Raw genomic sequence first — 24,991 nt, 5'->3', positions numbered from 1 at the left:
CGCAGAAGGCGCCGAACTGGTCGTGGAGGAAGGCGCGGCTGGTCAGCGTGAGCCGGTCTAGCTGCTCGTGCGCCGCCTGCAGCAGAGCCGGGTGCCCGTGCCCGAAGTTGAGCGCCGAGTAGCCCGCGAGCAGGTCGAGGTAGCGGCGGCCGTCGACGTCGGTCATCCACGCACCCTCGGCGTGCTCCACCACGACCGGCAGCGGGGAGTAGTTGTGCGCGGTGCGCGCCGCTGCCAGCGCGACCAGCGCCGGGCCGGACTTCTCGGTCACGTGTGCGGTCATGGGAGCTCGCCTCCTTCGGTGTGCGGGGAGATTGTCGGACAATCTGTGGCGAGCCTACCTGCTCCACGCGCGTTCCGGCACACGTCAGGTCCCCCGTAACGTGTCCTGGCATGGCGGTCGTGCTGGGCATCGAGTCCTCCTGCGACGAGACCGGCGTCGGCATCGTCCGCGGCACCACCCTGCTCGCCGACGCCGTCGCCTCCAGCGTCGACGAGCACGCCCGCTTCGGCGGTGTCGTGCCCGAGGTCGCCTCCCGCGCCCACCTGGAGGCGATGGTGCCCACCATCGACCGCGCGCTGAAGGAGGCCGGGGTCAGCGCCAAGGACCTCGACGGCATCGCCGTCACCGCCGGGCCCGGCCTCGCGGGCGCCCTCCTGGTCGGCGTGTCGGCGGCCAAGGCGTACGCCTACGCGCTCGGCAAGCCGCTCTACGGCGTCAACCATCTCGCCTCGCACATCTGCGTCGACCAGCTGGAGCACGGCCCGCTGCCCGAGCCGACGATGGCGCTGCTGGTCTCCGGCGGGCACTCCTCGCTGCTGCTGTCCTCCGACATCACCTCCGACGTCCGCCCGATGGGCGCGACCATCGACGACGCGGCCGGCGAGGCCTTCGACAAGATCGCCCGGGTGCTGAACCTGGGCTTCCCCGGCGGCCCCGTCATCGACCGGTACGCCCGCGAGGGCGACCCCGAGGCGATCGCCTTCCCGCGCGGTCTCACCGGCCCGCGCGACCCGGCGTACGACTTCTCCTTCTCCGGTCTGAAGACGGCCGTGGCCCGCTGGATCGAGGCCAGGCGGGCGGCGGGCGAGGAGGTGCCGGTGCGGGACGTGGCGGCCTCCTTCCAGGAGGCGGTCGTGGACGTGCTCACCCGCAAGGCGGTACGCGCCTGCAAGGACGAGGGCGTCGACCACCTGATGATCGGCGGCGGGGTCGCGGCCAACTCCCGGCTGCGGGCCCTGGCCCAGGAGCGCTGCGAGAAGGCCGGTATCCGGCTGCGCGTGCCGCGCCCCAAGCTGTGCACCGACAACGGCGCCATGGTGGCCGCCCTCGGCGCGGAGATGGTCGCCCGCAACCGGGCCGCCTCCAGCTGGGACCTGTCCGCCGACTCCTCCCTGCCGGTGACCGACCCGCACGTCCCCGGGCACCACCACGGTCACGACCACGTGCACGAGGTCAGCAAGGAGAACCTGTACTCGTGACGGTCGCGTTGATGTGGGAGGCGCGGGCGGTCCCCGGGAAGGGTGAGGAGCTGCTGGAGTGGGCCCGCGCCCAGGAGCTGAGCCCGGCCCCGCTGCGCCGGGAGACCTTCCGCGCGCCGCAGGACCGGGTGCTCGTCGTCACCTGGTGGGACGCCGCGTACGACGCCGACCTCCCCGAACTGCCGGAACCGGCGGGTGACGCGGTGACCCGCGCGGTGCACCGGTGGCGGTTCGAGTCGGTGGACGCCACCGCCGCCGGGGACTGAGGCGTCAGCCCAGCGGCCGTACCTCCGTCTCGCAGCGCAGCGGCCGGTCCGGGCCCAGGACCCGTTCCGGCCCGGTGAGCGTCAGCTCCGCGGTGTGCCGTACGTCCGTGCTGGAGGCGGCCAGGCGGAGCTGGAGCGCGCCCGGCTCGACCACCCGGCGGCCGGTGCGGTCGGTGAAGGACGACAGGGCGGCAGGGAATCGGAAGCTCACCCGGGCCGCCTCGCCGGGCTCCAGGGACACCCGCTGGTAGCCGACCAGGCGGACGTCCGGGCGGGTGACGCGGGCGACCGGGTCGTGCAGATACAGCTGGACGATCTCGGCGCCCGCGCGGTCGCCGGTGTTGCGGACGGTGACGGACAGGTCGTAGGAGCCGTCGGTGCCGAACTCCGGGGTGCCGCCGCCGATGTCCTCCCAGTCGAACGTGGTGTACGAGCGGCCGTGGCCGAACGGGTACAGCGGGGTCGGGTCCAGGTTGCTGACCTCGCCCGCCAGGCCCAGCGGCGGCTGGAGGTACGTCCACGGCTGGCCGCCGGGGGCGCGGGGCACGCTCACCGGGAGCCGGCCGGACGGGTTCACCCGGCCCGACAGCACGCCCGCCACCGCCGGGCCGCCCTCTTCGCCGGGGAAGAACGCCTGTACGACCGCGCCGAGCCGTCCGTCCCAGCGGCCGAGCGCGTAGGGGCGGCCGGTCAGCAGGACCAGGACCACGGGGACGCCGGTCGCCACCAGGGCGTCCAGCAGCTCGCCCTGCACGCCGGGGAGCTGGAGGTCCAGCGCGTCGCAGCCCTCCCCGGACGTGCCCCGCCCGAACAGGCCCGCCCGGTCGCCGAGCACGGCCACGCACACATCGGCCTCGGCGGCGCGGGCCACCGCCTCCTCGAAGCCGGAGCGGTCCGGGCCGGAGGTGTCGCAGCCCTCGGTGTAGGTGACCTTGGCGTCGGGGAGTTCGCCGCGCAGCGCCTCCAGCAGGGTGGGGATCTCGATGCCCATGGGGACCCCGGGGTGCTGGACGCCCACGTGGGAGGGGAAGGAGTAGCAGCCCAGCATGGCCAGCGGGTCGGCGGCGCGCGGGCCGACGACCGCGATCCGGGTGTCCGGGGACAGCGGCAGCAGGCCGTCCGGATTGGCCAGCAGCACCACCGACTCCTCCGCGAGGCGGCGCGCCAGGGCGCGGTTTCCCGCCGAGTCCAGGTCGATCGGGCCGGTGGGCTCGGGCGTCCAGTCCTCGTCGAGCAGGCCCAGGTCGCACTTCTGGGTGAGGACCCGTCTGACGGCCCGGTCGATCAGTTCCTCGGGGACCTCGCCCGCCCGCACCGCCTCCAGCAGCGGCTCGCCGTAGCACTTCACGGTGGGCAGTTCGACGTCGATGCCGGCCGCCAGCGCCGCGTGGGCCGCCTCGGCGTCGGTACCGGCGACGCGGTGCAGGGTCTTCAGGAAGCCGACGGCGAAGTAGTCGGCCACCACGGTGCCGTCGAAGCCCCACTCCTCGCGCAGCAGGCCGGTGAGCAGACCGGGGTCGGCGGAGGCGGGCACGCCGTCGGTCTCGGTGTAGGCGGCCATCACCGAGCGGGCCCCGCCCTCGCGCAGCGCGTGCTCGAACGGCGGCAGGGTGACGTCCGCGAACTCCCGCACCCCCGCCCGCACGGGGGCCAGGTTGCGGGCACCCGCCGAGGAGGCGTACCCGGCGAAGTGCTTCAGCGTGGCCACGATCCCGGCCGACTCCAGGCCGCGCACATAGGCCGCGCCGACCGTGCCCACGAGATACGGGTCCTCGCCGATGGTCTCCTCGACCCGGCCCCAGCGCAGATCCCGTACGACGTCCAGGACCGGGGCGAGGCCCTGGTGGACGCCGACCGAGCGCAGGTCGTGGCCGATGCGCCGGGCCATCTCCTCCACCAGCGCCGGGTCGAAGGAGGCGCCCCAGGCCAGCGGCACCGGATACGCCGTCGCGCCCCACGCGGTGAAGCCGGCCAGGCACTCCTCGTGCGCCATCGCCGGGATGCCGAACCGGCCCGCCGCGGCGATCCGGCGCTGCGCGCTGGCCAGCGAGCGGGCACCGGTTGCCGGGTCGACGGGGGCGGTGCCGAAGGGACGGGTGAGCTGGCCGAGGCCGCGGGTGATCAGCTCGTCCCATTCCTCGCCGGAGTGCTCGACGGTCATGTCGTGCTGGTGCGGGGCGACACCGGCGCCGTCCGTGGCTGCGCCCACCCACACCCCGTACAGCTGGGCCGCCTTCTCTTCCAGGGTCATCCGCGAGAGCAGGTCCTCGACCCGGGCGGCGGTGGGCAGGGCGCGGTCACGCCAGGGGCTGGTCATGAAACTCCTGTCGGTAACGGAGGGGTCGGAGGCCGGTGTCACTTGCCGCCCACTCCCATCAGGCCGCTGACGAGGGCGCGCCGGGCCACCAGGTAGACGGCGAAGATCGGGATGCCGGAGAGGACGACCGAGGCGAGCAGCGCGGGGACGTTGACCCCGAACTGGCTGACGTAGTTGAAGAGTCCGAGGGTGAGGACCCGGGGGCCGTCCGACTGGGTGAAGATCAGCGGGAAGAGGAAGCCGTTCCAGGCCTGGAGCGCGGAGTAGATCACCACCGTGCTGATGCCGCCCTTGGCGAGCGGGATCACCAGCTGGAACAGCATGCGCAGCGGGGAGGCGCCGTCCAGGGCCATCGCCTCGTACAGCTCCTCCGAGATGTCCCGGAGGGTGCCGGTGAGGATGAGCACCGACACCGGCATCGCGAAGGCCGCCGTCGGCAGGATCACGGCGGGCAGGGTGTCGTAGAGGCCGAGCTTTGCGATCAGCAGGTACAGCGGGACGACGACCGCCTGCGCGGGGATCGCCACGCCCAGCAGGAAGAGCCGGAACGCGGCACCGGACCAGCGGTTGCCGGTGCGCACCGCCACGTAGGCGAGCGGGAGGGCGAGCACCAGGACGAGGCCGACGACGGCCACCGCGGCGATCGCCGTGTTGGCGAGCAGATGACCGAAGCCGCTGTCGAGGACGGTGCCGTAGTTCTCGAAGGTGGGGTCGGACGGGGGCTTGAGGGGGTTGCCGGTGAGGGACTGGTCCTGGCGGGTCAGCGAGGCGGAGAGCATCGCGTAGACCGGGACGAGGACGACCACCAGCCAGATCAGGGAGCCGAGGCCCGCGACCGGGTTGGCGCGCCTGGTCCAGTGCCGTCGGCGGCGGGGCGCCGTCGGCGGCGGCCCGGCGGGCTCGCGGAGGCCCGCGGGACGCGGCAACGTATCGTGTGACACTTCGTCACATCCCTTCGCGGGTGCTGCGCATGGAGCCGAAGCCGGTCAGCCGGACCAGCAGCAGGGACAGACCGGTGGCCGCCAGGACCAGGAACGAGGCGATGGCGCTGGCGTAGCCGAAGTCGTACGACTTGAAGCCCGCCTCGTACATCAGGTACGGCAGGATCGCCGTGTCCGTGCCCGGGCCGCCCTTGGTGAGGATGAGAACCGTCTCGAAGTACGTCAGCGAACCGACCACGATCAGCACGCTGGACGTCGTGATCGTGTGCCGCAGCTGCGGCAGCGTGATGGAGAAGAACTGGCGGTAGCGGCCGGCGCCGTCGATGGCCGCCGCCTGGTAGAGCACCGCCGGGATCTGACGGGCGCCGCCCTGGTAGATCAGCGTGTGCAGCGGCATGAACTGCCAGCCGCCGACGAACACGATCGCGAGGAACGCCCCGCTGGACGAGCCGAGGGTGTCCTTCTGGAGGATGCCGAAGTTCGGGTCCAGCAGGGCGTAGAAGAGCACCGCGACGGCGGTGGAGGACAGCAGCAGCGGCAGGAAGAAGATCGCCGAGAGGACCGCCCGGTTGCGCTGCTCGCCCGCCGCCCAGACGCCGAGCAGCAGCGAGACGACCGTCTGGAAGAGCCAGGAGCAGACCGTCAGCAGGACCGTCAGCCAAAGGGACTGGGTGATCCTCGGGTCGTCGATCAGCTTCCGCCAGTTGTCGAGGCCGACCGGCCGGGGGTCGCCCAGGCCGTCCCACGCGGTGAAGGACAGGTAGAAGGCCAGCGCCATCGGGACGACGGCGAAGAACGCGAAGAACAGGACGCCGGGCAGGGCCCAGGCGGCGTGCGGACGGCCCGCCCGGGCCCTGCGCGTGACCGTGGTGGTCCCGGCGGTCACTTCAGCCCCTTGCAGGCGGCCACGAACCGGCTCGGCGACGACTTGCCCGCGAACAGCTTGCCGATCTCGGTGTGCATCTTGGTGCCCAGCTCGTCGCCGAGCGCCTGGTCCCAGGAGAGGGTGAAGGCGGGCGCCTCCTCGACCATCTGGTACTGGAAGCGGGCGTACTCGGGGTTCGGCGCCTCGCCGAGCAGCAGGGCCGCGTTCGACGTCGTCGGGACGTCGCCGTTGGCCACCAGGTCCTTGGCGTACTCGCGGGACGCGCACTCCTTGAGGAAGGCGATCGCCGCGTCCTTGTTGCGGGTGCGGGCGTTGACCGACCAGTAGTTGGTGGGGTTGCCGACCACGTTGCGGGCGTCGCCCGTGCCGCCCTCGATCTTCGGGAAGGGGGCCCAGCCCAGGTCCTTCTTGGCGAAGTCGGGGAACTTGCCGAGCTGCGTGGAGTACTCCCAGGAGCCCATCAGGTGCATCGCCGCCTTCCCCTTCGCGAAGACGGCGGGGGCGCCGCCGTTGACGTACGACACCGAGGTGAACTTCGAGCCGAACGCGCCGTCGTCGACCAGGTCCCGCACCATCTCGGCCGCCTTCAGCACCGCCGGGTCGCCCCAGCCCTCGGCGTCGCCGTCCTGGACGCGCCGGAAGACCTCCGGGCCGCCGATCCGGTCGACCAGGTACTCCAGCCACATCAGTTCCGGCCAGATGTCGGAGCCGCCGAGCGCGAACGGGGTGATGCCGGCCTTCTTCAGCTTGGCGTTGATGTCGAGGAGCTGGTCCCAGGTGGCGGGCGGGGTCAGCTTGTGCTCGGCGAACACGGACTTGTTGTAGAAGAGGATCACCGGCTGCATGCCGCGCATCGGGACGCCGTAGTGGCGGCCCTTGAGGTCGCCGGCCGCGAGCACCGAGGGCAGGAAGCCCTTCTTCAGGACCTCGTCGCTCTCGATGATGTCGGTCAGGTCGATCAGCTTGTCCGCCTCGACGTACGGCTTGATCGAGCCGCCGCCCCAGTTGAAGAACACGTCGGGTGCGCTGGGCGAGCCCATGGCCGTGCGGAGCTTGGGGGAGTAGTCGGATCCGGGGATCCGCTCCAGCTCGACCTTGCCGCCCGCCTTCTTCGCGGCGGCCGACTTGTTGAAGCGGTCCACGGCCGCCTGCTGGACCTTCACCGCGTCGTCGCCGTAGACGAAGGCGGTGAGGGTGCCGCCGCCGCTGCCGGAGCCGCCGGAGGAGCCGCAGGCGGACAGGCCGGTGGTGAGCAGGGTGGTGGCGCCGGCACCGAGCACCCAGCGTCTGCTGAGCGAACGTCCGCCGGTGGACGTGTGGGACCCCATGGCAGCAACCTTTCGGCTTTCTGGACGCCCGGAAGGGCGAATGTTTCGGCATGAACATCGAATGTTCCGGGAACCTAAGGCGCCGCGTGGGGTCCGTCAAGAGGTCGCGCGGAGATACGATCGCGGGCATGACTCCACCGGAACGCGCTCAAACCCAGACGGCACGGCGGTCCGCGCAGACCGCGACGCTCGCGGAGATCGCCCGCGAGGCAGGCGTGTCCGCCCCGACTGTTTCGAAGGTCCTCAACGGCCGCGCGGACGTCGCCCCGGCGACCCGCAACCGTGTGGAGGAGCTGCTGCGCGCCCACGGATACCGGCGCCGGCGCGCCGAGGCGACCCGGTCGCCGCTCATCGACCTCGTCTTCCACGAACTGGAGAGCGCCTGGGCCCTGGAGGTCATCCGCGGCGTGGAGAACGTGGCCCGGGACGCCGGACTGAGCGTCGTGCTGTCCGAGAGCGCGGGGCGGCTCACCCCCGGGCGGACCTGGGCCGACCAGGTCGCCGCACGCCGGCCGCACGGCGTGATCCTGGTGCTGTCCGAACTCGACGAGTCACAGCGGGCGCTGCTCACCAGCCGGTCCATTCCGTTCGTGGTGATGGACCCGGCCGGCGACCCGGGATCCGACGTGCCGTCCATCGGTGCCACCAACTGGCAGGGCGGCCTCGCCGCCACCCGGCATCTGGTCGATCTGGGGCACCGGCGCATCGGGGCGATCAGCGGGCCGTCGCGGATGATGTGCAGCCGGGCGCGGATCGACGGCTACCGGGCGGCGCTGGAGACCGCCGGGGTGCCGGTGGACCCCGCGCTGATCAAGAACGGGGACTTCCATCACGAGTCCGGCTACCGGCTGGGCCTCGAACTGCTCCGCCGGCCGGACCGGCCCACGGCCGTCTTCGCCGGGAACGACCTCCAGGCGCTCGGGCTGTACGAGGCGGCGCGCGAACTGGGTCTGCGGGTGCCGGAGGACCTCAGCGTCGTCGGGTTCGACGATCTGCCCGTCGCCCGGTGGGTGGGCCCCCCGCTGACGACCGTGCGGCAGCCGCTGACCGAGATGGCGGAGGCGGCGGCGCGGCTGGTGCTGGAACTGGCGCGCGGGGACGAGACCACACCGGCGGCGACGCGGGTGGAGCTGGCGACGAGTCTGGTGGTGCGGAGCAGTACGGCCGCGCCGGCGGGGGCGTGAGCGGGGGCCGTACGTGAGTCCGGTGCGGCCTGGCCGAAAGTCGCCCTATTGACGCCCCGCCTCTCCCGCCCCAACACTCCTCCGCAGCCAATCGGTTATATGACCGAAACTTTCGGAGGCACCCGCATGAGATCTCTGAGATCCGGCTTCTCCCTGGTGTCGGCGGTCGCCGGCATCGCCGCGACGCTCGGCGCCCTGCTCACCGCCGCCCCCGCCGCGCACGCCGCCGACGTGCCGCTGCGCGAGCTGGCCGACGCCAAGGGCAAGGTCATCGGCACGGCGGCCGGCGGCTCCCACCTCACCGGTACCCGCGGTGAGATCACCGGGCGGGAGTTCAACTGGCTCACCCCCGAGAACGCCATGAAGTGGGAGGCGGTGGAGCCCAGCCGCGGCACCTACACCTGGGCCGAGGCCGACCGGATCGTCGACTTCGCCCAGGCCCACGGCCAGCAGGTCCGCGGTCACACCCTGGTCTGGCACAGCCAGAACCCGAGCTGGCTCGCCGAGGGCTCCTTCACCCCGGCCGAGCTGCGCACGATCCTCCAGAACCACATCTCCACCGAGATGACCCGCTACCAGGGCAAGGTCGCCGCCTGGGACGTCGTCAACGAGGCGTTCAACGAGGACGGCACCTACCGTCAGTCCCTCTGGTACACCAACCTCGGCACCGACTACATCGCCGACGCCCTGACCTGGGCCCGGGCCGCCGATCCCGCCGCCAAGCTGTACATCAACGACTACAACGTCGAGGGCGTCAACGCGAAGAGCACCGCCCTCTACAACCTGGTCAAGTCCCTGAAACAGCGCGGCGTCCCGATCGACGGCGTCGGCCTCCAGGCACACCTCGTCCTCGGCCAGGTGCCGTCCACCCTCCAGCAGAACATCCAGCGCTTCGCCGACCTCGGCGTGGACGTGGCCATCACCGAGCTGGACATCCGCATGCAGCTCCCGGCGACCTCGGCCAAGCTGGCCCAGCAGGCCGCCGAGTACAAGGCGGTCATGAACGCCTGTCTCGCCGTCACCCGCTGCACCGGCGTCACCGTCTGGGGCTTCAACGACGCGGACTCCTGGGTCCCGGACGTCTTCGACGGCTACGGCGCGGCCACGCCGTACGACGAGAACCTCGCGCCGAAACCGGCGTACCACGCCATCGCCGAGTCACTCGGCGGGACCGGCCAGCCCGGCCCCGGCGACGGCTGCAAGGCGACGTACGGCGTCGTCAACCAGTGGAACAACGGCTTCACCGGCCAGGTGCGGATCGACTGCGCGGGGGCCGCGCTGGCGTCCTGGAAGGCGAACTGGACGTTCGCCGCGGGCCAGCGGATCAGCCAGGCCTGGAACGCGAACTGCACCCAGACCGGCACCGCGGTGAGCTGCTCGAACCTGTCCTACAACGGGACGGTCCCGGCGGGCGGTTCGGTGACGTTCGGGTTCAACGGCACGTGGAGCGGGAGCAACCCGGTGCCGGCGGTGACCCTGGGATGAGGTGGGGTGACCCCGGGATGAGGTCCGGCCGCGGAATCTGAGATTTCCCCAAGAAAAGACGATCCGGCGTTCCTCCCCGTCATAATTCGGACTTACGTTCCTCCCTGTGGCGGGACATGACGAGCACGGGGACGAGGGCGGACCAGTGGGCCGGCGGTCACGATGGCCGAAGACCGCCTGCCTCACCCTCGCCGTACTGCTGACCCTGGGCGCCGGTGCGGCCGGCTGGGTCTACTGGCAGCTCAGCGGCAACATCACCGGCGTGGACATCGACCACGCCCTCGGCGACGACCGTCCCCCGAGGGCGACGAGCAGCGCGCCGCCCGACGCCTCCCCGCTGCCGGGCGGCGCGCTGAACATCCTCGTCCTCGGCTCCGACTCCCGCGACGGCGCCGAGAACCGGGAACTGGGCGGCGGCGAGGGCGGCAGCGCCCGGTCCGACACCGCGATGGTCGTCCACCTCGCCGCGGGGCGCACCGCGGCGACCGTGGTCAGCATCCCGCGCGACACCCTGGTCACCCGGCCGGCCTGCCCGCTGGAGTCCGGCGGCGAGTCGGCCGAGGTCTACGGCGCGATGTTCAACAGCGCCTACGAGGCGGGCGGCCCGGTGTGCGCGGTGAAGACCGCGGAGTCGCTGACCGGTGTCCGGATGGACCACTACGTGGAGATCGACTTCTCCGGGTTCGCGCGGCTGGTCGACGCGCTCGGCGGGGTCACCGTCACCACCGCGGAGGACATCGACGACGAGCGGAGCCATCTGCTCCTGGACGCCGGCACGCACCACCTCGACGGCGAGCAGGCACTCGGCCTGGCCCGCACCCGGCACGGCGTCGGCGACGGCAGCGACCTCGGCCGGACAGAGCTCCAGCAGATCCTGGTGAAGGCGCTGCTGGCGCGGATCTCGGACATCGGCCTGCTCACCGACCCGGCGCGGCTCTACGAGGTCGCCGACGCGGTCACCGGCAGCCTCACCACCGACACCGGTCTCGACTCGCTCGGCGAACTGACCGGCCTGGCCCGGACCCTGCGCGGCCTGCCACCGGAGGCGGTCACCACCCTGACGATGCCGGTCACCCCGGCCCCGGCCGACCCCGACCGAGTGGTGGCCAAGGACCCGGAGGCGGGGGAGCTGTGGGAGTCGCTGCGGTGAGGCGGCGAGACATCCCCTCAGGAACGGGGCCGGCTCAGAAGGCCGTCCAGGACGCGTTCCAGCTGCTCCCGGATGTCGTAGCAGGCCTTCACCTCGTGCCAGCGGCCCGACAGCTGGGCCAGGCGCGGCAGTTCGGCCGCGTCCTCCTCGGTGATCAGGTCGGGGAAGAGCGGCGCGCGGTCGGGGTCGGCGGCGCGCCGGGCGTCGGCGCGCCGGAAGACCAGGGAGCCGTGGATGACGTACCAGAGGGTGTGGTAGGCGTGCACCGCGTCCTCGGGGCTCAGCCCGCAGGCGATCGCCGAGTCGATGATCTGCTCGGCCGTCCACCACGCGTCCTTGTCGGTGGGATCCCCGAGGGCGAGGATGTCGACGACCCAGATCATCTCGGCCAGCACATCGTGCATGTGCACGGCGGTGACGAGGATGCGCTCGCGCGGATCGTCGGGGAGGACCGGGCGCGGGACGGCCGCCGCCATGCCCGACAGGGTGAGCATGAGCAGTTCGACCTTGTCGCGGACGTGGTGGTAGAGCGCCATCGGGGTGGCGCCGACCTCCTTGGCGATCCGCCGCATGGAGACCGCCTCGACGCCCTCCTCCAGGATGATGCGCCGCGTCACGTCGACGATCTGCCCGGCCTCGATCCGGCGCGGGCGGCGTCGTCGGCGCGCTCCCAAGCTCTCTGTCGTTGCCACGGGCACCATTGTCCCGCGCTCGGTCCGCGGCCCCCGGGGGGCGTCCGGTCTGTGGGAACGCGGGGCGGCAAGAAGACCGCAGAACATCGATCGCGTGTGCTGATCCGGATGCCTTCCGGGCGACGCGCGGGTGAAACGCCGTAAGGATGCGGCCACCCGGGTCGAGGAGTCACCCCGACGGGCTAACTCCGCGCGGCCGGCCGCCCGAGCAGCATGGCGGGCGCTCCCGCCACCCGGGTGAGGAAGACGGTCACCGCGGCGGTGCCGTGCGGCTTGGGCAGCACCTTCCGCCGCAGCTCCTCCGGTTCGACGGCCGACCCCCGCTTCTTCACGGTCAGCACGCCCACCTTCCGCTCCCGCAGCAGCGCTTTCAGCTTCTTCACGTTGAAGGGCAGGTGATCGGTGATCTCGTAGGCGGTGGCGTACGGCGTCTCCCGGGGCTCGTCGGCGGTGATGTACGCGATGGTCGCGTCGAGCAGTCCGCCGCCGACCTCCTCGGCCACCTCGGCGACCAGATGGGCGCGGATGACGGCACCGTCCGGCTCGTACAGGAACCGCCCGACGGGCCGTACGGGCGGGTCGGCCAGCCCGCGTCCGGTCAGGGTGCGCGGGCCGGGCAGCAGGGTGGCCCGCACCGGCCCGGGGCCGGCGCCGAACCACAGCACGGCCTCCTTCACGTCCCCGCCGTCCGAGATCCACTCGGCCTCGGCGGCCTCCGGCACCGCCTCGTGCGGGATGCCGGGCGCCACCTTCAGGGCGGCGTGCGGGGCCCGCCGGGCGGCCTCGACGGCCCAGGACAGCGGCGGCGAGTAGGCCTCCGGGTCGAAGACGCGGCCCCGCCCGCCGCGCCGCGCGGGGTCGACGAAGACGGCGTCCCAGCCGCCCGTGTCGACCTCGGTGACGTCCGCCTCACGCACCTCGATCAGGTCCGCGAGCCCCAGTTCCTCGGCGTTCGCCCGGGCCACGGCCGCCGTCAGCGGGTCCCGGTCGACGGCGAGCACCCGGATCCCGGCCCGTGCCAGCGCGATGGCGTCCCCGCCGATCCCGCAGCACAGATCGGCCACGGAGGTGACGCCCAGCTCCCGCATCCGCCGCGCCCGGTACGCGGCGACGCTCGCCCGCGTCGACTGCTCGACCCCGTTGGGGGTGAAGAACATCCGCCCGGCGTCCTCGGCCCCGAACTTCGCCACCGCCCGCTGCCGCAGCCGCGCCTGTCCGAGGGCGGCCGACACCAGCCCGGCCGGGTGTTCGCGGCGCAGCCGGGTGGCGACGGCGAGTTCCCGGGCGGGGTCGGTGCCGCGGACCTCGTCGAGGAGGGCGCCGCCCTCGGGGGTGCGCAGGGCGTTCAGTTCGTTCACCGGGTTGTTCACGGGCTCATTGTCGGCCAGTCGGTGGATGGTGTGCCGCGGGCGGCGGTGTCGGCCCGGGAACGGGGGTGGCGGCTGGGAAGATCCGGCACCATGCAACTAGTCGTACAAAATGAAAAAAGCGGGGCATATGTCACCCGTCATCGCGCGGCACACACCACCCGCCTTCGCGCCGGTGCCGCCGTCCTCGCCGTCGCGGCCCTCGTCTCCGGCTGCGGCCTGGGCGACGACGGCGCGCAGAGCCGCCCCGCCGCCGGCCAGCAGCCGCCCCAGCGGAAGTCGGCGGCCGACGCGCTCGACTCCTACGCCTCCCGGCTGCGCGCCGAGCACACCGCCCGCGTCGCCGCCGCCAGACGCTGGGGCCTGCGCACGGTCCCGCTCACCGCCCCGCCGCCACCCGCGAAGAAGCCGCGGATCATGACCCGGGACGGCTTCGAGGTCGACGGCCACCGGGAGCGGAACCTCCCCCCGGTCTTCACCACCGTCCCCACCCGGCACAAGGTCGTCTTCCTCACCATCGACGACGGCGCCGAGAAGGACCCGGCGTTCCTGCGGATGATGAGCGAGCTGAAGATCCCGTACACCGCCTTCCTCAGCGACTACCTGGTCAAGGAGGACTACGGCTACTTCAAGCGCATGCAGGACAGCGGAGCGCCGCTCAACAACCACACCCTCCACCACCCCTACCTGCCCGCCCTGTCCTACGCCCGCCAGAAGCGCGAGATCTGCGGCATGCAGGACGTCATCGAGAAGCGCTACGGCAAGCGCCCGCTGCTCTTCCGGCCGCCCTTCGGCAACTACGACCGGGACACCCTGCGCGCCGCCAAGGCCTGCGGCATCACCCATGTGCCGCTGTGGAACGAGGAGGTCTTCGTCGACCGGTGGGAGTACCGCGAGTGGGACCGGCGCATCCGCCGCGGTGACATCGTCCTCAGCCACTTCCGCGGCAAGGAGCACTGGAAGGGCACCATGCCCGACATGATCCGCCGGTTCCTGGACAAGGTCACCGCGGAGGGATACGCCGTGGCCCGCCTGGAGGACTACCTGTGAGGGGGCGGGCGGCCGGCGGACGGGCCCTGCTCCTCCTGCTCCTCCTGCTCCTCCTGGCGAGCGGCTGTGCGGCGGCGCGGGACGGCGCACCGGGCTCCGCCGCCGACCGCGCGGCCCCGTCCGCGCCGCCGCACCTGCGCTGGGGCCTGGCCGCCCCGCTGCCGCCGCCCCCGAGGCCACCCGCCCGGTCCGCCCCGCCCGCGACGGCCCTCCCGCCGGTCGTGGACCGCGTCCCCACCCGCGACAAGGTCGTCTTCCTCACCTACGACGACGGCGCCGAGAAGGACCCCCGCTTCGTCGACCTGGTGCGCGAACTGCGCCTGCCGGTCACCATGTTCCTCACCGACAGCGTCGCCGGCCCCGGCTACGGCCACTTCGCCCGCCTGCGCGCGGTCGGCGCCGGCCTGCAGAACCACACCCTCGACCACGCCGCCCTGCGCGGCCTGCCCTACGCCGGCCAGCGCGCCGAGATCTGCGGCCAGCAGCACAAACTCCACGCCCGCTTCGGCGTCCGCCCCCACCTCTTCCGCCCGCCCTACGGCACCTACGACACCACCACACTGCGAGCGGCGGCGGACTGCGGCATCCGTGCGGTGGTCCTCTGGCGCGCCACCATGACCACCACCGACCTCACCTTCACCGAAGGGGCCCACCGCCTCCACCCCGGCGACATCATCGCCGTCCCGGCGACGGAAACCCTGACGCCGAGCCTCAAGGAGCGAACGGTGCGCCTGCTGCGACGCGTCCAGGAGCAAGGCCTGACGGTCGGAAAGCTGGACGACTACCTCTGACGACCTCCGCCCGTCCGGCGTCCGAGGGCGAGGCCGTTCAGACCGGAGCGGGGAGGTCCCGGGGGCGGCAGCCCCCAGCGAGGTCACGCACGACGCCGCGGGCACGGAACAACCGGCGTTCACCTCGGATCGGCTGACGCGCCGCACGGCAATTGGCACTCCGCTTGACCGAGTGCTAATCGCGGTCATAGTCTCGGGTCTGGCACTCCCCCCTGGAGAGTGCCAAACAAGCGACGGGCAGGTCCGGCACCCGCGACGACGGATCGACCTGGTCGCCACCTCAGACAGTTAACCCCGTGAGATCTCCGAAGGGGGAGGTCGGATCGTGACGACCGCCAGCTCCAAGGTTGCCATCAAGCCGCTCGAGGACCGCATCGTGGTCCAGCCGCTGGACGCCGAGCAGACCACGGCCTCTGGCCTGGTCATTCCGGACACCGCCAAGGAGAAGCCCCAGGAGGGCGTCGTCCTGGCCGTGGGCCCGGGCCGCTTCGAGGACGGCAACCGTCTTCCGCTCGACGTCTCCGTCGGCGACGTCGTGCTCTACAGCAAGTACGGCGGCACCGAGGTGAAGTACAACGGCGAGGAGTACCTCGTCCTCTCGGCCCGCGACGTCCTCGCGATCATCGAGAAGTAGTTCCACCGGCTTCACCGAGGCACTTTGCTTCAGCTGCGCCCCTGGCCCCCCGCGACCCCTAAGAAGCCGGGCGCCCGGGGCGCAGTTTCTTTACCCCTGACTTTCCGAGAGGGCTCCCGCTGCCATGGCGAAGATCCTGAAGTTCGACGAGGACGCCCGTCGCGCCCTCGAGCGCGGCGTCAACAAGCTTGCCGACACGGTCAAGGTGACGATCGGCCCCAAGGGCCGCAACGTCGTCATCGACAAGAAGTTCGGCGCTCCCACCATCACCAACGACGGCGTCACCATCGCCCGTGAGGTCGAGATCGAGGACCCGTACGAGAACCTCGGCGCCCAGCTGGTGAAGGAGGTGGCGACCAAGACCAACGACATCGCGGGTGACGGCACCACCACCGCCACCGTGCTGGCCCAGGCCCTGGTCCGCGAGGGTCTGAAGAACGTCGCCGCCGGTGCCTCCCCGGCCGCCCTGAAGAAGGGCATCGACGCCGCCGTCAAGGCCGTCTCCGACGAGCTGCTGGCGACCGCCCGCCCGATCGACGAGAAGTCCGACATCGCCGCCGTGGCCGCGCTGTCCGCCCAGGACCAGCAGGTCGGCGAGCTGATCGCCGAGGCCATGGACAAGGTCGGCAAGGACGGTGTCATCACCGTCGAGGAGTCCAACACCTTCGGTCTGGAGCTGGACTTCACCGAGGGCATGGCCTTCGACAAGGGCTACCTGTCGCCGTACTTCGTGACGGACCAGGAGCGCATGGAGGCCGTTCTCGACGACCCGTACATCCTCATCCACCAGGGCAAGATCTCCGCCATCGCGGACCTCCTGCCGTTGCTGGAGAAGATCATCCAGTCGAACGCCTCCAAGCCGCTGCTGATCATCGCCGAGGACGTGGAGGGCGAGGCCCTCTCCACCCTCGTCGTGAACAAGATCCGCGGCACCTTCAACGCCACCGCCGTGAAGGCCCCCGGCTTCGGCGACCGCCGCAAGGCGATGCTCCAGGACATGGCGGTCCTCACCGGCGCCACGGTCATCTCCGAGGAGGTCGGCCTCAAGCTCGACCAGGTCGGTCTGGACGTCCTCGGCTCCGCCCGCCGCGTCACCGTCACCAAGGACGACACCACGATCGTCGACGGCGCCGGCCAGAAGGCCGACGTCGAGGGCCGCGTCGCCCAGATCAAGGCCGAGATCGAGGCCACGGACTCCGACTGGGACCGCGAGAAGCTCCAGGAGCGCCTCGCCAAGCTGGCCGGCGGCGTGTGCGTGATCAAGGTCGGCGCCGCCACCGAGGTGGAGCTGAAGGAGAAGAAGCACCGTCTGGAGGACGCCATCTCCGCGACCCGCGCCGCGGTCGAGGAGGGCATCGTCTCCGGTGGTGGCTCCGCGCTCGTCCACGCCGTGAAGGTGCTGGAGGGCAACCTCGGCAAGACCGGCGACGAGGCCACCGGTGTCTCCGTGGTCCGCAAGGCCGCCGTCGAGCCGCTGCGCTGGATCGCCGAGAACGCCGGCCTGGAGGGTTACGTCATCACCTCCAAGGTCGCCGAGCTCGACAAGGGCCAGGGCTTCAACGCCGCCACCGGCGAGTACGGCGACCTGGTCAAGGCCGGCGTCATCGACCCGGTGAAGGTCACCCGCTCCGCCCTGGAGAACGCCGCCTCCATCGCCTCCCTCCTCCTCACGACCGAGACCCTGGTCGTCGAGAAGAAGGAAGAGGAGGAGCCGGCCGCGGGCCACGGCCACAGCCACGGCCACGCGCACTGACGCACCGCTTCGCAGGAAGGCCCGGCACCTGGTGGTGCCGGGCCTTCCCGTTTCCCCTCGCGGGCCTCACGCCTATCGCTCCATCTCCTCGAAGACGCCCAGCTGCTCCATCAGCCCCAGCCGGTCGTACTCCCACCAGCCCTCGGCGAGCTTTCCGTCCCCGCCGCACCGGAAGACCGTCGTCCCGCTCATCGAGACCTCCCTCCCGGTGGCCGGGATCCCCAGGAACTCGCCCTTGTGCCGGCCCTTCCAGTACCACCGGGCGCACACCCGGTCGCCCTCGGCGATCAGGTCCTCGATGCTGAACTCGAAGTCGAACCCGTCCCGCCACATCCGCATACCGCGCCGGACGTGATCCATGCCGATCGCGTCCTCCACATCCGCCGGATCATGGTCGTGGTAGTGCTCCGACATCACCTCGTCCAGTGGCGGCGGCTCCCCGCCGGGCGTGGCCAGCAGCTCGAAGAACCGCCGCACCGTGGAGGTGGACAGCTGCTCGTCCCGCACCACGTCCAGGTCGGTGAACGTGGGCATCTCGTCGCAGAGGGCGACCATCTCCCGGAAGATCCGGTCCGTCTCCGGCAGATTGGAATTCCGCATCGCCTCTTCGTACGAGGGGAACTCCACGATCTCGATGAAGTGCGACGCGTCCGACCGGTCCTTCCCGATCACGTTGTGCGTCGCCGTCCGTTTCCCCTTGGTCTGCTCGACCCACTGGTCCATCAGCCGGTTCATCTCGTCGAACCGGGCGGTTTTGCAGTCGATGAGCTGTACGAACGTCATGGTGCCGCCTCCGGCCCTCGGGGTCCGGTCTCGAAATCAGCACCATTGTCCTCCTCCGGTGCCGGTGGCTGCCAGAGGGGGCGGGACACCCCTAGCGCTGCGTCCGGTGCTCCGGACCGTACTTCCGCCCCGCCCGCGAGCTGATCCCCCCGAGCATCCCGCGCGGCACCAGCTTCGCCGCGCCCAGCAGCACCTTGTAGCGCGGGTCGGGAACGGACAGGGACTTCCCGCGGGCCAGGTCCGCCAGGGCCGCCGCGACCAGCTTGTCCGCGTCGAGCCACATCCAGTCGGGGATGTTGTCCGTGCCCATCCCGGCCCGCTGGTGGAACTCGGTCCGCACGAAGCCGGGGCAGAGCGCCATCAGCCGGACCCCGCTGCCCGCCAGGTCCTTCGCGGCGCCCTGGGTGAACTGCACGACCCACGCCTTGGAGGCGCCGTACGTCCCGCGCGGGAGGAACGCCGCGACGGAGGCGACGTTGACCACGCCGCCGCGCCCGCGTTCGCGCATCACCTCGGTCGCCGCGGAGGTCAGCCGCAGCACGGCCTCGCAGTGCACCTTGAGCATCTTCAGCTCGTCGGCCATCGGTACGTCGAGATAGCGGCCCTTGTGGCCGAAGCCGGCGTTGTTGACCAGCAGGTCGACGGGGTTCTTGCGGTCGGCGAGCCGGACGGCCACCGCCTCGATCCCGTCGTCCTCCGCCAGGTCCGCCGTCAGCACCTCGGCCTCGATGCCGTGCCGGTCGTGCAGTTCGGTCGCCTGCTCCCGAAGGCGCTTGGTGTCCCGCGCCACCAGGACGAGGTCGTGTCCGTCAGCCGCCAGCCGCCGTGCGAAGGCGGCACCGATTCCCGCGGTCGATCCCGTAATCAGAGCCGTTGTCATGCAGCAAGCGTAGTGACCCGGACGGACCGCGTCCGCTCCCGTGACGCCCGTTCAGGAGCTGTTCGCGCAGCCTTACTTGGTCCCGCGCTCGTCCCCTGTTTGCTCCCTACCTGTCATAGATGTTCCACATTTTTCCCTGTTTGCACGTGCCGTCGCCGGTGCCTCCGGGTGCAGTGCCTCGCCCGCCTCCGGCAGCCGGGGCAGCGGCTCCCGCTCGGTGGTGACCGCGCGGAACGGAAGGGCGACCGTGATGTCGTGGCCGGGGCGGTGAGCGATCTCCACCGGGCAGCCCGTTCACCCGGATGGCCCTGGGAGGTGAGACGGGGAATCCGTCCGGACGTGACCTCCAGGAGCACCCGCGGCCCGGTCCGCCGGCGCTCGCCGATCCGGGCGCCGGAGATGCCGAGGCCCGAGGGGGGCGGGTTCCCGCCGAACGATCCGTTCGCCGGCGGGCGGCCCGGCTCGCGCCCCCAGTCGTCGAGGTCCTCGCGGGCCATGGCGTAGACCGTGGCGGTCACGCCGTGACGGCGCAGGTCGCAGACCGCGTCCCCGGCGAGCCCGCCCGCCCCGCTCCCCGAGGGCCCCGCTCCCCGAGGCCCCGGCGCCGCCACCCGCGCCCGGCTTCGCCGGCAGAAGCCTCGTGGCGGCGCGGCAGACCCTCGTAGTCAAAAGGGTCGGCGCACTATTCGTCGCCATACCCAAGAATCACTTATGCTGACGGTGTGATCGAAGCTCGTCATCTGCGCGTGCTGCGCGCCGTCGCCGCCACCGGTTCCTTCTCCGCGGCGGGCCGCGAGCTGGGCTGCACCCAGCCCGCCGTCAGTCAGCAGATGAAGGCCCTGGAGACCTCCGTGGGCACGCCGCTGCTGGTGCGCAGCGGGCGGGAGATGCGCCTGACGCAGGCGGGCGAGGCACTGGTGCGGCACGCCGCCGGGATCCTCGCCGGGCTCACCGCGGCCGAGGAGGAGGTCGCCGCGATCGCGGGCCTGCGGGCCGGACGGGTGCGGCTGGTGTCCTTCCCGAGCGGCAGCTCCACCCTCGTCCCCACCGCCCTCGCCGCGCTGCGGGCCGCGCACCCCGGCACCCGGGTCTCCCTGGAGGAGGCCGAGCCGCCGCGGTCCGTGCAGCTGCTGCGCGAGGGGGACTGCGACATCGCGCTCGCCTTCCGGTACGAGGGGGCGTCGGGCGCCGAGGAGTGGGACGACCTCGTCGTACGCCCGCTGCTGACCGATCCGCTGGTCGGGCTCGTCCCCGATCGGCACCGGCTGGCCGGCGCGGCCTCCGTGCCCATCGCCGAACTCGCCGACGAGCCCTGGATCGCGGGCTGCCCGCGCTGTCGCGGCCAGCTGGTCGAGGTGTGCGAGAGCGCCGGTTTCACCCCGCGGATCGACTTCGCCACGGACGACTATCCGGCGGTGGTCGGCCTGGTGGGCGCGGGTCTGGGCGTGGCCGTCCTGCCCCAGCTGGCGATCGAGTCGGTGCGGCCCAAGGGGGCGCGGACGGTGACGCTGGAACCGGCGGTGCGGCGGGAGGTCGTCGCGCTCACGCTGCCCGATCTGGCGCAGGTGCCGGCCGTGGCGGCGACGCTGGACCAGCTGGGGCGGGCGGCGGCGCGTTGACGCGCTGAACGGCTGGGGGCATGAGCCAAGGGCACGCGCACGCGCGCCCTCCGTCGTGTGCGGATGATCTGTGCGGAAGATCTGTGCGGAAAATCTGTGGGAATCTCCGTGAAGAAACGTTCCTTCAGGTGTTCGAAGCGGTGGTTCCGCCCGCCGGTGATGCCGACACCAGCCGGTGACGCGCCCGCCCCATCAGCTCTTCGCGCTCGTCCTCGGTCAACCCGCCCCACACGCCGTACGGTTCGCGCACGGCCAGCGCGTGGGCCGCGCACTGCGCGCGGACCGGGCACCTCATGCAGACCTCTTTGGCCGAGTTCTCACGAGCGCTCCGCGCCGCCCCGCGCTCGCCCTCCGGATGGAAGAAGAGCGAGCTGTCCACCCCGCGACAGGCCGCGAGGAGCTGCCAGTCCCACAGGTCCGCGTTCGGTCCGGGAAGGCGGGAGAAATCTGCCATTGCGTGACCCCTTGTAGCCGTTCTGAGCGGATACGGTGCCCACGACCGTACATCTACGATCTAAGAAGATGAAAATATGACTCATTGCGAATCTAGCCTCAGACACCAACACATGGGAAGAAATAGGGCTAAATGGGGCATGGTTGTGATGAAAACTTGAGAGTCCGCCGCGCGCGTCTGCATCGTGTTCGAGCCCTCACGTAGAGTGCCGAAGATGGCACACGGCCCCGTAACTCTTTCGAGTGACCGTCGTTGAGAGGGCGGAGGCGGTTGAAAACACAAGCGCTCGGGCAGGTGTCCGAGACGGTCGACCGCACAGGTGACGATTTCGTACCAGCCTGGAGGCTCAAGGTGACGCGCATCAGCTGCGGAGGGCGACCATGACTTCCGTCCTCGTCTGCGACGACTCCCCGCTTGCCCGAGAGGCGCTTCGCCGCGCGGTCGCGACCGTGCCCGGCGTGGAGCGTGTGACGACGGCGGCCAACGGCGAGGAAGTCCTCCGCCGCTGGGGCGCCGACCGCTCGGACCTGATTCTGATGGACGTACGCATGCCCGGTCTGGGCGGCGTCGAGACCGTGCGGCGGCTGCTGTCCGCCGACCCCGGTGCGCGCATCATCATGCTCACCGTCGCCGAGGACCTGGACGGCGTGGCCCTCGCGGTCGCCGCCGGCGCCCGCGGCTATCTGCACAAGGACGCGTCCCGCGCGGAGCTGCGGGCCACGGTGACGCAGGCCCTCGCCGACCCCACCTGGCGGCTGGCCCCGCGGCGGCTGCGCTCCGCCGAGATGGGCGCCGCGCCCACCCTCACCGCGCGTGAGATCCAGGTTCTGGAGGGCATGAGCCACGGTCGCTCCAACGCCGAGATCGGCCGCGAGCTGTTCCTCTCCGAGGACACCGTCAAGACCCACGCCCGCCGGCTCTTCAAGAAGCTCGGTGCCTCGGACCGGGCTCACGCGGTGGCGCTCGGCTTCCGCTGGGGCCTGGTGCGCTGAACCACCCGGCCGTCCGCCCCGGGCGCGGGTGGGTGATCGGCCTGTGCGGCGCCGGGCCGTCCGGGCGCGTGTCCGGTTCGTACGGTGCGGAGTCCTCCGGTCGCGCGATTCGCTTTCGCGCGGCACGGGACCGACCATCGTGCGGACGGTCCGCGCGGGGCGGGGTCGGCCGGCCGCGTGATCGGTTCGTGCGGCGCGGAGTCGGCCGGCCGCCTGAGTGTTCCGTACGGTGCGGGGTCGACCGGCCCCGTGGGCGGTTCCACAATGCGGGGCCAACCGGTCGTGAAGCGGTCTGTACGGCGCGGGATCATCCAGCCGCGAGGGCGGAGGAGGGAGTCGACGCGATGGTGGCATCCCCCTGCGCCGGCCCTGCGGCGAGCCGGGTTCCCGCGCGGAGCCGGATTCCCGCGGTGAGACGGCATCCACGCAACCCCTGGAGCGCCATGTGGCGCGCCGTCGCCCGGACCGGGCGCCGCACGCGACCCTCCCGGACGCCCGCGACGGACGGCGCCCCGGGCTCCGGTCCCGGCCCCGGACGCGCGGTGCGGCCCGAACCGGGTGACCGCGCGGGGCGCTTCCCTGGCCGTACGAGGGCTCCCGGCACCCCTTCGCCGTCGTGTCCCCGCGCCCTCACCCCGGCTGGTCGGCCGGTGAGCGGGCGGGGGCCGGGACACGTATCCCGGAGTGCTCCCGAGGGACGCCGTGGCCGCAGGTCATCGCGTCGGAGCGGCGGCCCGGCGGGTGCCCGCTGCTCGTTTCGGCGCGGATGCCGCATCCTTGAGGTGTGGAGTTCCTCGGGGACGAGTCGGTCGAGCGGAAGGGGAGGGCGCAGGGGATGAGTTCCGGCGCACCTGCTCATAACGCTTCGGTGCACAACAACGGACGCGGTGCCGCGCACGGCGCGGCCGCAGGGCACGATGGACCGATGCGCGACGACGAGGCGGTCACGGCCCCCGGGGCGATCGGCGCGCTCGTGCACCGCGCCGTCGACGGGGACGAGCAGGCCACGCACGATCTGCTCGCCCATGTCCACCCGCTCGCGCTGCGCTACTGCCGCACCCGGCTGTCGCGGCTGCCGGGTGACGCCCGGCACTTCGTGGAGGACCTGGCGCAGGAGGTCTGCGTCGCCGTCCTCCTCGCCCTGCCCCGCTACAAGGACACCGGCCGCCCGTTCGAGGCGTTCGTCTTCGCCATCGCCGCCCACAAGGTCGCCGACCTCCAGCGGGCCGCGATGCGGCACCCGGGTTCGACGGCGGTGCCCTCCGACGAGATGCCCGAGCGGCCCGACGACTCCCTGGGGCCCGAGGAGCGCGCGCTGCTCAGCAGCGACGCCGAGTGGGCCAAGAAGCTGCTGGCCAACCTGCCGGAGAACCAGCGCGAGCTGCTGTTGCTGCGGATCGCGGTGGGCCTCACGGCCGAGGAGACCGGCCAGATGTTGGGAATGTCACCCGGCGCCGTCCGGGTGGCCCAGCACCGCGCACTGAGCAGGCTGCGCGCGCTGGCCGAGCAGTAAGCAGCCCCGTACCGGCCCCCGCTGAACGGGGCGGACGGTATGTCCGTACGAACATACGAAGCTCATGGCCGCCCCGAACCGTGGAATGAGACGGCCGTTTATCCCGTTAGCATGGACATCCGCACCGATCAAGGCCATTTGGGGAAGGTGTCATGACTGCCAACGTCGACGGAGTGCCCGGAAAATTCGCGACACTCGGGCTGACCTACGACGACGTGCTGCTGCTGCCGGGCCCGTCGGACATGGCACCCGACGAGATCGACACCGCCTCGTACGTCTCCAAGAACGTGCGGGTGAACATCCCGCTGCTGTCCGCCGCCATGGACAAGGTCACCGAGTCCCGCATGGCGATCGCGATGGCCCGCCAGGGCGGTGTCGGCGTGCTGCACCGCAACCTGTCCATCGAGGACCAGGCCAACCAGGTCGACCTGGTCAAGCGTTCCGAGTCGGGCATGGTGGCCGACCCGATCACCATCCACCCGGACGCCACGCTCGCCGAGGCCGACGCGCTGTGCGCCAAGTTCCGCATCAGCGGTGTCCCGGTCACCGACGGCGACAAGAAGCTGCTCGGCATCGTCACCAACCGCGACATGGCCTTCGAGACGGACCGCACCCGCCGGGTGCGTGAGGTCATGACGTCGATGCCGCTGGTCACCGGCAAGGTCGGCATCTCCGGCGCGGACGCGATCGAACTGCTCCGCAAGCACAAGATCGAGAAGCTGCCGCTGGTCGACGACGCGGGTGTCCTCAAGGGCCTGATCACGGTCAAGGACTTCGTCAAGGCGGAGAAGTACCCGAACGCCGCCAAGGACGCCGAGGGCCGCCTCATCGTGGGTGCCGCGGTCGGCGTCGCCGGTGACGCGTTCGAGCGCGCCCAGGCGCTGATCGAGGCGGGCGTCGACTTCATCGTCGTCGACACCGCGCACGGCCACTCCCGGCTGGTCGGCGACATGATCGCCAAGATCAAGTCGAACTCCTCCGGCGTCGACGTCATCGGCGGCAACGTCGCCACGCGGGACGGCGCCCAGGCCCTGGTCGACGCCGGCGCGGACGGCATCAAGGTCGGTGTCGGCCCCGGCTCCATCTGCACCACCCGCGTGGTCGCCGGCGTCGGCGTCCCGCAGGTCACCGCCATCTACGAGGCGGCACTGGCCGCGCGACCGGCCGGCGTCCCGGTGATCGCCGACGGCGGTCTGCAGTACTCCGGCGACATCGCCAAGGCCCTGGTGGCCGGTGCCGACACGGTGATGATCGGGGGCCTGTTCGCCGGCGTCGAGGAGGCGCCGGGCGAGCTGGTCTTCGTCAACGGCAAGCAGTACAAGACCTACCGCGGCATGGGCTCGCTGGGCGCGATGCAGAAGCGCGGCAACCAGTCCTTCAGCCGCGACCGCTACTTCGCCGACGACGTCCTCTCCGACGACAAG

General features: G+C 71.7%; 23 protein-coding genes and 1 pseudogene. 13 read left to right on the top strand and 11 right to left on the bottom strand.

All coding sequences use genetic code 11. The features are described 5' to 3' along the window. Positions 1-283 (bottom strand): aminotransferase class III-fold pyridoxal phosphate-dependent enzyme (locus VE614_RS17545; protein WP_324937531.1); only part of this gene is annotated, 283 nt, incomplete at its 3' end. A gap of 110 nt (positions 284-393) precedes the next feature. Here VE614_RS17545 and tsaD point away from each other — a divergent pair. After that, the gene (gene tsaD, locus VE614_RS17540) at positions 394-1,482 is read left to right on the top strand and encodes a tRNA (adenosine(37)-N6)-threonylcarbamoyltransferase complex transferase subunit TsaD (protein ID WP_324937529.1); all 1,089 of its coding nucleotides are present in this window, start codon (positions 394-396) and stop codon (positions 1,480-1,482) included. Next, positions 1,479-1,748 carry a hypothetical protein gene (locus tag VE614_RS17535; protein WP_324937527.1) on the top strand — a complete coding sequence of 90 codons (270 nt, stop codon included), beginning with the start codon at positions 1,479-1,481 and terminating at the stop codon, positions 1,746-1,748. The genes tsaD and VE614_RS17535 overlap by 4 nt, the downstream gene beginning before the upstream one ends. A gap of 4 nt (positions 1,749-1,752) precedes the next feature. Here the strand turns inward: VE614_RS17535 and VE614_RS17530 are convergent, their stop codons facing one another. From VE614_RS17530 to VE614_RS17515, 4 genes are read right to left on the bottom strand one after another with little or no spacing between them, the layout of a single operon-like run. Further along, positions 1,753-4,065 (bottom strand): glycoside hydrolase family 3 N-terminal domain-containing protein, encoded by a 2,313-nt coding sequence (locus tag VE614_RS17530; RefSeq protein ID WP_324937525.1) that lies wholly within the window; start codon positions 4,063-4,065, stop codon positions 1,753-1,755. Positions 4,066-4,103: 38 nt separating this feature from the next. Then, positions 4,104-5,006 carry a carbohydrate ABC transporter permease gene (locus tag VE614_RS17525; protein ID WP_324937523.1) on the bottom strand — a complete coding sequence of 301 codons (903 nt, stop codon included), beginning with the start codon at positions 5,004-5,006 and terminating at the stop codon, positions 4,104-4,106. Positions 5,007-5,010: 4 nt separating this feature from the next. After that, positions 5,011-5,892, bottom strand: coding sequence for a sugar ABC transporter permease (locus VE614_RS17520; protein ID WP_324937521.1), 882 nt, complete (start codon positions 5,890-5,892; stop codon positions 5,011-5,013). Further along, positions 5,889-7,220 (bottom strand): ABC transporter substrate-binding protein, encoded by a 1,332-nt coding sequence (locus tag VE614_RS17515; protein ID WP_324937518.1) that lies wholly within the window; start codon positions 7,218-7,220, stop codon positions 5,889-5,891. Before VE614_RS17515 ends, VE614_RS17520 begins: the two co-directional genes overlap by 4 nt. Positions 7,221-7,348: 128 nt before the next feature. Between VE614_RS17515 and VE614_RS17510 the strand changes: the two genes are divergently transcribed. The 3 genes from VE614_RS17510 (at position 7,349) to VE614_RS17500 (ending at position 11,039) form a co-directional block, all read left to right on the top strand. Then, positions 7,349-8,404: a LacI family DNA-binding transcriptional regulator gene (locus tag VE614_RS17510; RefSeq protein ID WP_324937516.1), complete on the top strand. Its 1,056-nt coding sequence runs from the start codon at positions 7,349-7,351 to the stop codon at positions 8,402-8,404. Positions 8,405-8,530: 126 nt separating this feature from the next. Beyond that, positions 8,531-9,889 (top strand): endo-1,4-beta-xylanase, encoded by a 1,359-nt coding sequence (locus tag VE614_RS17505; RefSeq protein ID WP_324937514.1) that lies wholly within the window; start codon positions 8,531-8,533, stop codon positions 9,887-9,889. A gap of 106 nt (positions 9,890-9,995) precedes the next feature. Then, positions 9,996-11,039, top strand: a complete 1,044-nt coding sequence (locus VE614_RS17500) for an LCP family protein (protein WP_414719587.1) — start codon at positions 9,996-9,998, stop codon at positions 11,037-11,039. Positions 11,040-11,056: 17 nt separating this feature from the next. Here VE614_RS17500 and VE614_RS17495 read toward each other — a convergent pair whose 3' ends face one another. Both VE614_RS17495 and VE614_RS17490 read right to left on the bottom strand, forming a co-directional pair. Beyond that, positions 11,057-11,740, bottom strand: coding sequence for a TetR/AcrR family transcriptional regulator (locus VE614_RS17495; protein WP_414719586.1), 684 nt, complete (start codon positions 11,738-11,740; stop codon positions 11,057-11,059). A 173-nt stretch (positions 11,741-11,913) separates the two neighbouring features. Beyond that, the gene (locus VE614_RS17490; protein WP_414719588.1) at positions 11,914-13,089 is read right to left on the bottom strand and encodes a class I SAM-dependent methyltransferase; all 1,176 of its coding nucleotides are present in this window, start codon (positions 13,087-13,089) and stop codon (positions 11,914-11,916) included. 102 nt (positions 13,090-13,191) lie between these two features. Here VE614_RS17490 and VE614_RS17485 point away from each other — a divergent pair, with 102 nt between their 5' ends. The 4 genes from VE614_RS17485 (at position 13,192) to groL (ending at position 17,326) form a co-directional block, all read left to right on the top strand. Next, positions 13,192-14,148, top strand: a complete 957-nt coding sequence (locus VE614_RS17485; protein WP_324937508.1) for a polysaccharide deacetylase family protein — start codon at positions 13,192-13,194, stop codon at positions 14,146-14,148. Continuing rightward, entirely contained in the window at positions 14,145-14,939 is a 795-nt protein-coding gene (locus VE614_RS17480; protein WP_324937506.1) for a polysaccharide deacetylase family protein, read from the top strand. The genes VE614_RS17485 and VE614_RS17480 overlap by 4 nt, the downstream gene beginning before the upstream one ends. Positions 14,940-15,264: 325 nt before the next feature. Continuing rightward, entirely contained in the window at positions 15,265-15,573 is a 309-nt protein-coding gene (groES, locus tag VE614_RS17475) for a co-chaperone GroES (RefSeq protein ID WP_014178834.1), read from the top strand. 124 nt (positions 15,574-15,697) lie between these two features. Further along, positions 15,698-17,326 carry a chaperonin GroEL gene (gene groL / locus VE614_RS17470; RefSeq protein WP_324937503.1) on the top strand — a complete coding sequence of 543 codons (1,629 nt, stop codon included), beginning with the start codon at positions 15,698-15,700 and terminating at the stop codon, positions 17,324-17,326. A gap of 72 nt (positions 17,327-17,398) precedes the next feature. On the opposite strand, the gene VE614_RS17465 is transcribed toward groL, so the two are convergent. The 3 genes and pseudogenes from VE614_RS17465 to VE614_RS17455 form a co-directional block, all read right to left on the bottom strand. After that, positions 17,399-18,109 carry an ester cyclase gene (locus VE614_RS17465; protein WP_324937501.1) on the bottom strand — a complete coding sequence of 237 codons (711 nt, stop codon included), beginning with the start codon at positions 18,107-18,109 and terminating at the stop codon, positions 17,399-17,401. Between the two features lie 91 nt (positions 18,110-18,200). Beyond that, complete coding sequence (locus VE614_RS17460) at positions 18,201-18,989, bottom strand: SDR family oxidoreductase (protein WP_324937499.1); 789 nt, start codon at positions 18,987-18,989, stop codon at positions 18,201-18,203. Positions 18,990-19,061: 72 nt separating this feature from the next. Further along, positions 19,062-19,603, bottom strand: a pseudogene (locus VE614_RS17455) (MOSC domain-containing protein); the annotation flags it as partial. 108 nt (positions 19,604-19,711) lie between these two features. Between VE614_RS17455 and VE614_RS17450 the strand changes: the two are divergent. Next, a complete protein-coding gene (locus VE614_RS17450; RefSeq protein ID WP_324937497.1) occupies positions 19,712-20,608 on the top strand; it encodes a LysR family transcriptional regulator in 897 nt (298 codons plus the stop codon). A 124-nt stretch (positions 20,609-20,732) separates the two neighbouring features. On the opposite strand, the gene VE614_RS17445 is transcribed toward VE614_RS17450, so the two are convergent. Beyond that, entirely contained in the window at positions 20,733-21,062 is a 330-nt protein-coding gene (locus VE614_RS17445; protein ID WP_324937495.1) for a WhiB family transcriptional regulator, read from the bottom strand. A 380-nt stretch (positions 21,063-21,442) separates the two neighbouring features. Between VE614_RS17445 and VE614_RS17440 the strand changes: the two genes are divergently transcribed. The 3 genes from VE614_RS17440 to guaB form a co-directional block, all read left to right on the top strand. Next, on the top strand, positions 21,443-22,054 hold the full coding sequence (locus VE614_RS17440) for a response regulator transcription factor (RefSeq protein ID WP_003948568.1): 612 nt from the start codon (positions 21,443-21,445) through the stop codon (positions 22,052-22,054). Between the two features lie 925 nt (positions 22,055-22,979). Beyond that, on the top strand, positions 22,980-23,567 hold the full coding sequence (locus tag VE614_RS17435) for a sigma-70 family RNA polymerase sigma factor (protein ID WP_166001652.1): 588 nt from the start codon (positions 22,980-22,982) through the stop codon (positions 23,565-23,567). Positions 23,568-23,719: 152 nt separating this feature from the next. Continuing rightward, positions 23,720-24,991: IMP dehydrogenase (guaB, locus tag VE614_RS17430; protein WP_324937489.1), on the top strand; the 1,272-nt coding region annotated here is incomplete at its 3' end.

The sequence above is a fragment of the Streptomyces sp. genome, assembly GCF_035645055.1.
In the GTDB taxonomy this organism is placed as follows: domain Bacteria; phylum Actinomycetota; class Actinomycetes; order Streptomycetales; family Streptomycetaceae; genus Streptomyces.
The sequence above is the reverse complement of the archived record's forward strand: the minus strand, read 5'-3'. Positions and strand labels throughout refer to the sequence as shown.

Excerpts from the sequence above, each read along its gene's own strand:
- VE614_RS17445 (WP_324937495.1), bottom strand. The coding sequence starts at position 21,062 with ATGGCAGATTTCTCCCGCCTTCCCGGACCGAACGCGGACCTGTGGGAC.
- VE614_RS17440 (WP_003948568.1), top strand. The coding sequence starts at position 21,443 with ATGACTTCCGTCCTCGTCTGCGACGACTCCCCGCTTGCCCGAGAGGCG.
- VE614_RS17515 (WP_324937518.1), bottom strand. The coding sequence starts at position 7,220 with ATGGGGTCCCACACGTCCACCGGCGGACGTTCGCTCAGCAGACGCTGG.
- VE614_RS17435 (WP_166001652.1), top strand. The coding sequence starts at position 22,980 with ATGCGCGACGACGAGGCGGTCACGGCCCCCGGGGCGATCGGCGCGCTC.
- VE614_RS17465 (WP_324937501.1), bottom strand. The coding sequence starts at position 18,109 with ATGACGTTCGTACAGCTCATCGACTGCAAAACCGCCCGGTTCGACGAG.
- VE614_RS17530 (WP_324937525.1), bottom strand. The coding sequence starts at position 4,065 with ATGACCAGCCCCTGGCGTGACCGCGCCCTGCCCACCGCCGCCCGGGTC.
- VE614_RS17510 (WP_324937516.1), top strand. The coding sequence starts at position 7,349 with ATGACTCCACCGGAACGCGCTCAAACCCAGACGGCACGGCGGTCCGCG.
- VE614_RS17505 (WP_324937514.1), top strand. The coding sequence starts at position 8,531 with ATGAGATCTCTGAGATCCGGCTTCTCCCTGGTGTCGGCGGTCGCCGGC.
- VE614_RS17485 (WP_324937508.1), top strand. The coding sequence starts at position 13,192 with ATGCAACTAGTCGTACAAAATGAAAAAAGCGGGGCATATGTCACCCGT.
- tsaD (WP_324937529.1), top strand. The coding sequence starts at position 394 with ATGGCGGTCGTGCTGGGCATCGAGTCCTCCTGCGACGAGACCGGCGTC.
- VE614_RS17460 (WP_324937499.1), bottom strand. The coding sequence starts at position 18,989 with ATGACAACGGCTCTGATTACGGGATCGACCGCGGGAATCGGTGCCGCC.
- VE614_RS17495 (WP_414719586.1), bottom strand. The coding sequence starts at position 11,740 with ATGGTGCCCGTGGCAACGACAGAGAGCTTGGGAGCGCGCCGACGACGC.
- groL (WP_324937503.1), top strand. The coding sequence starts at position 15,698 with ATGGCGAAGATCCTGAAGTTCGACGAGGACGCCCGTCGCGCCCTCGAG.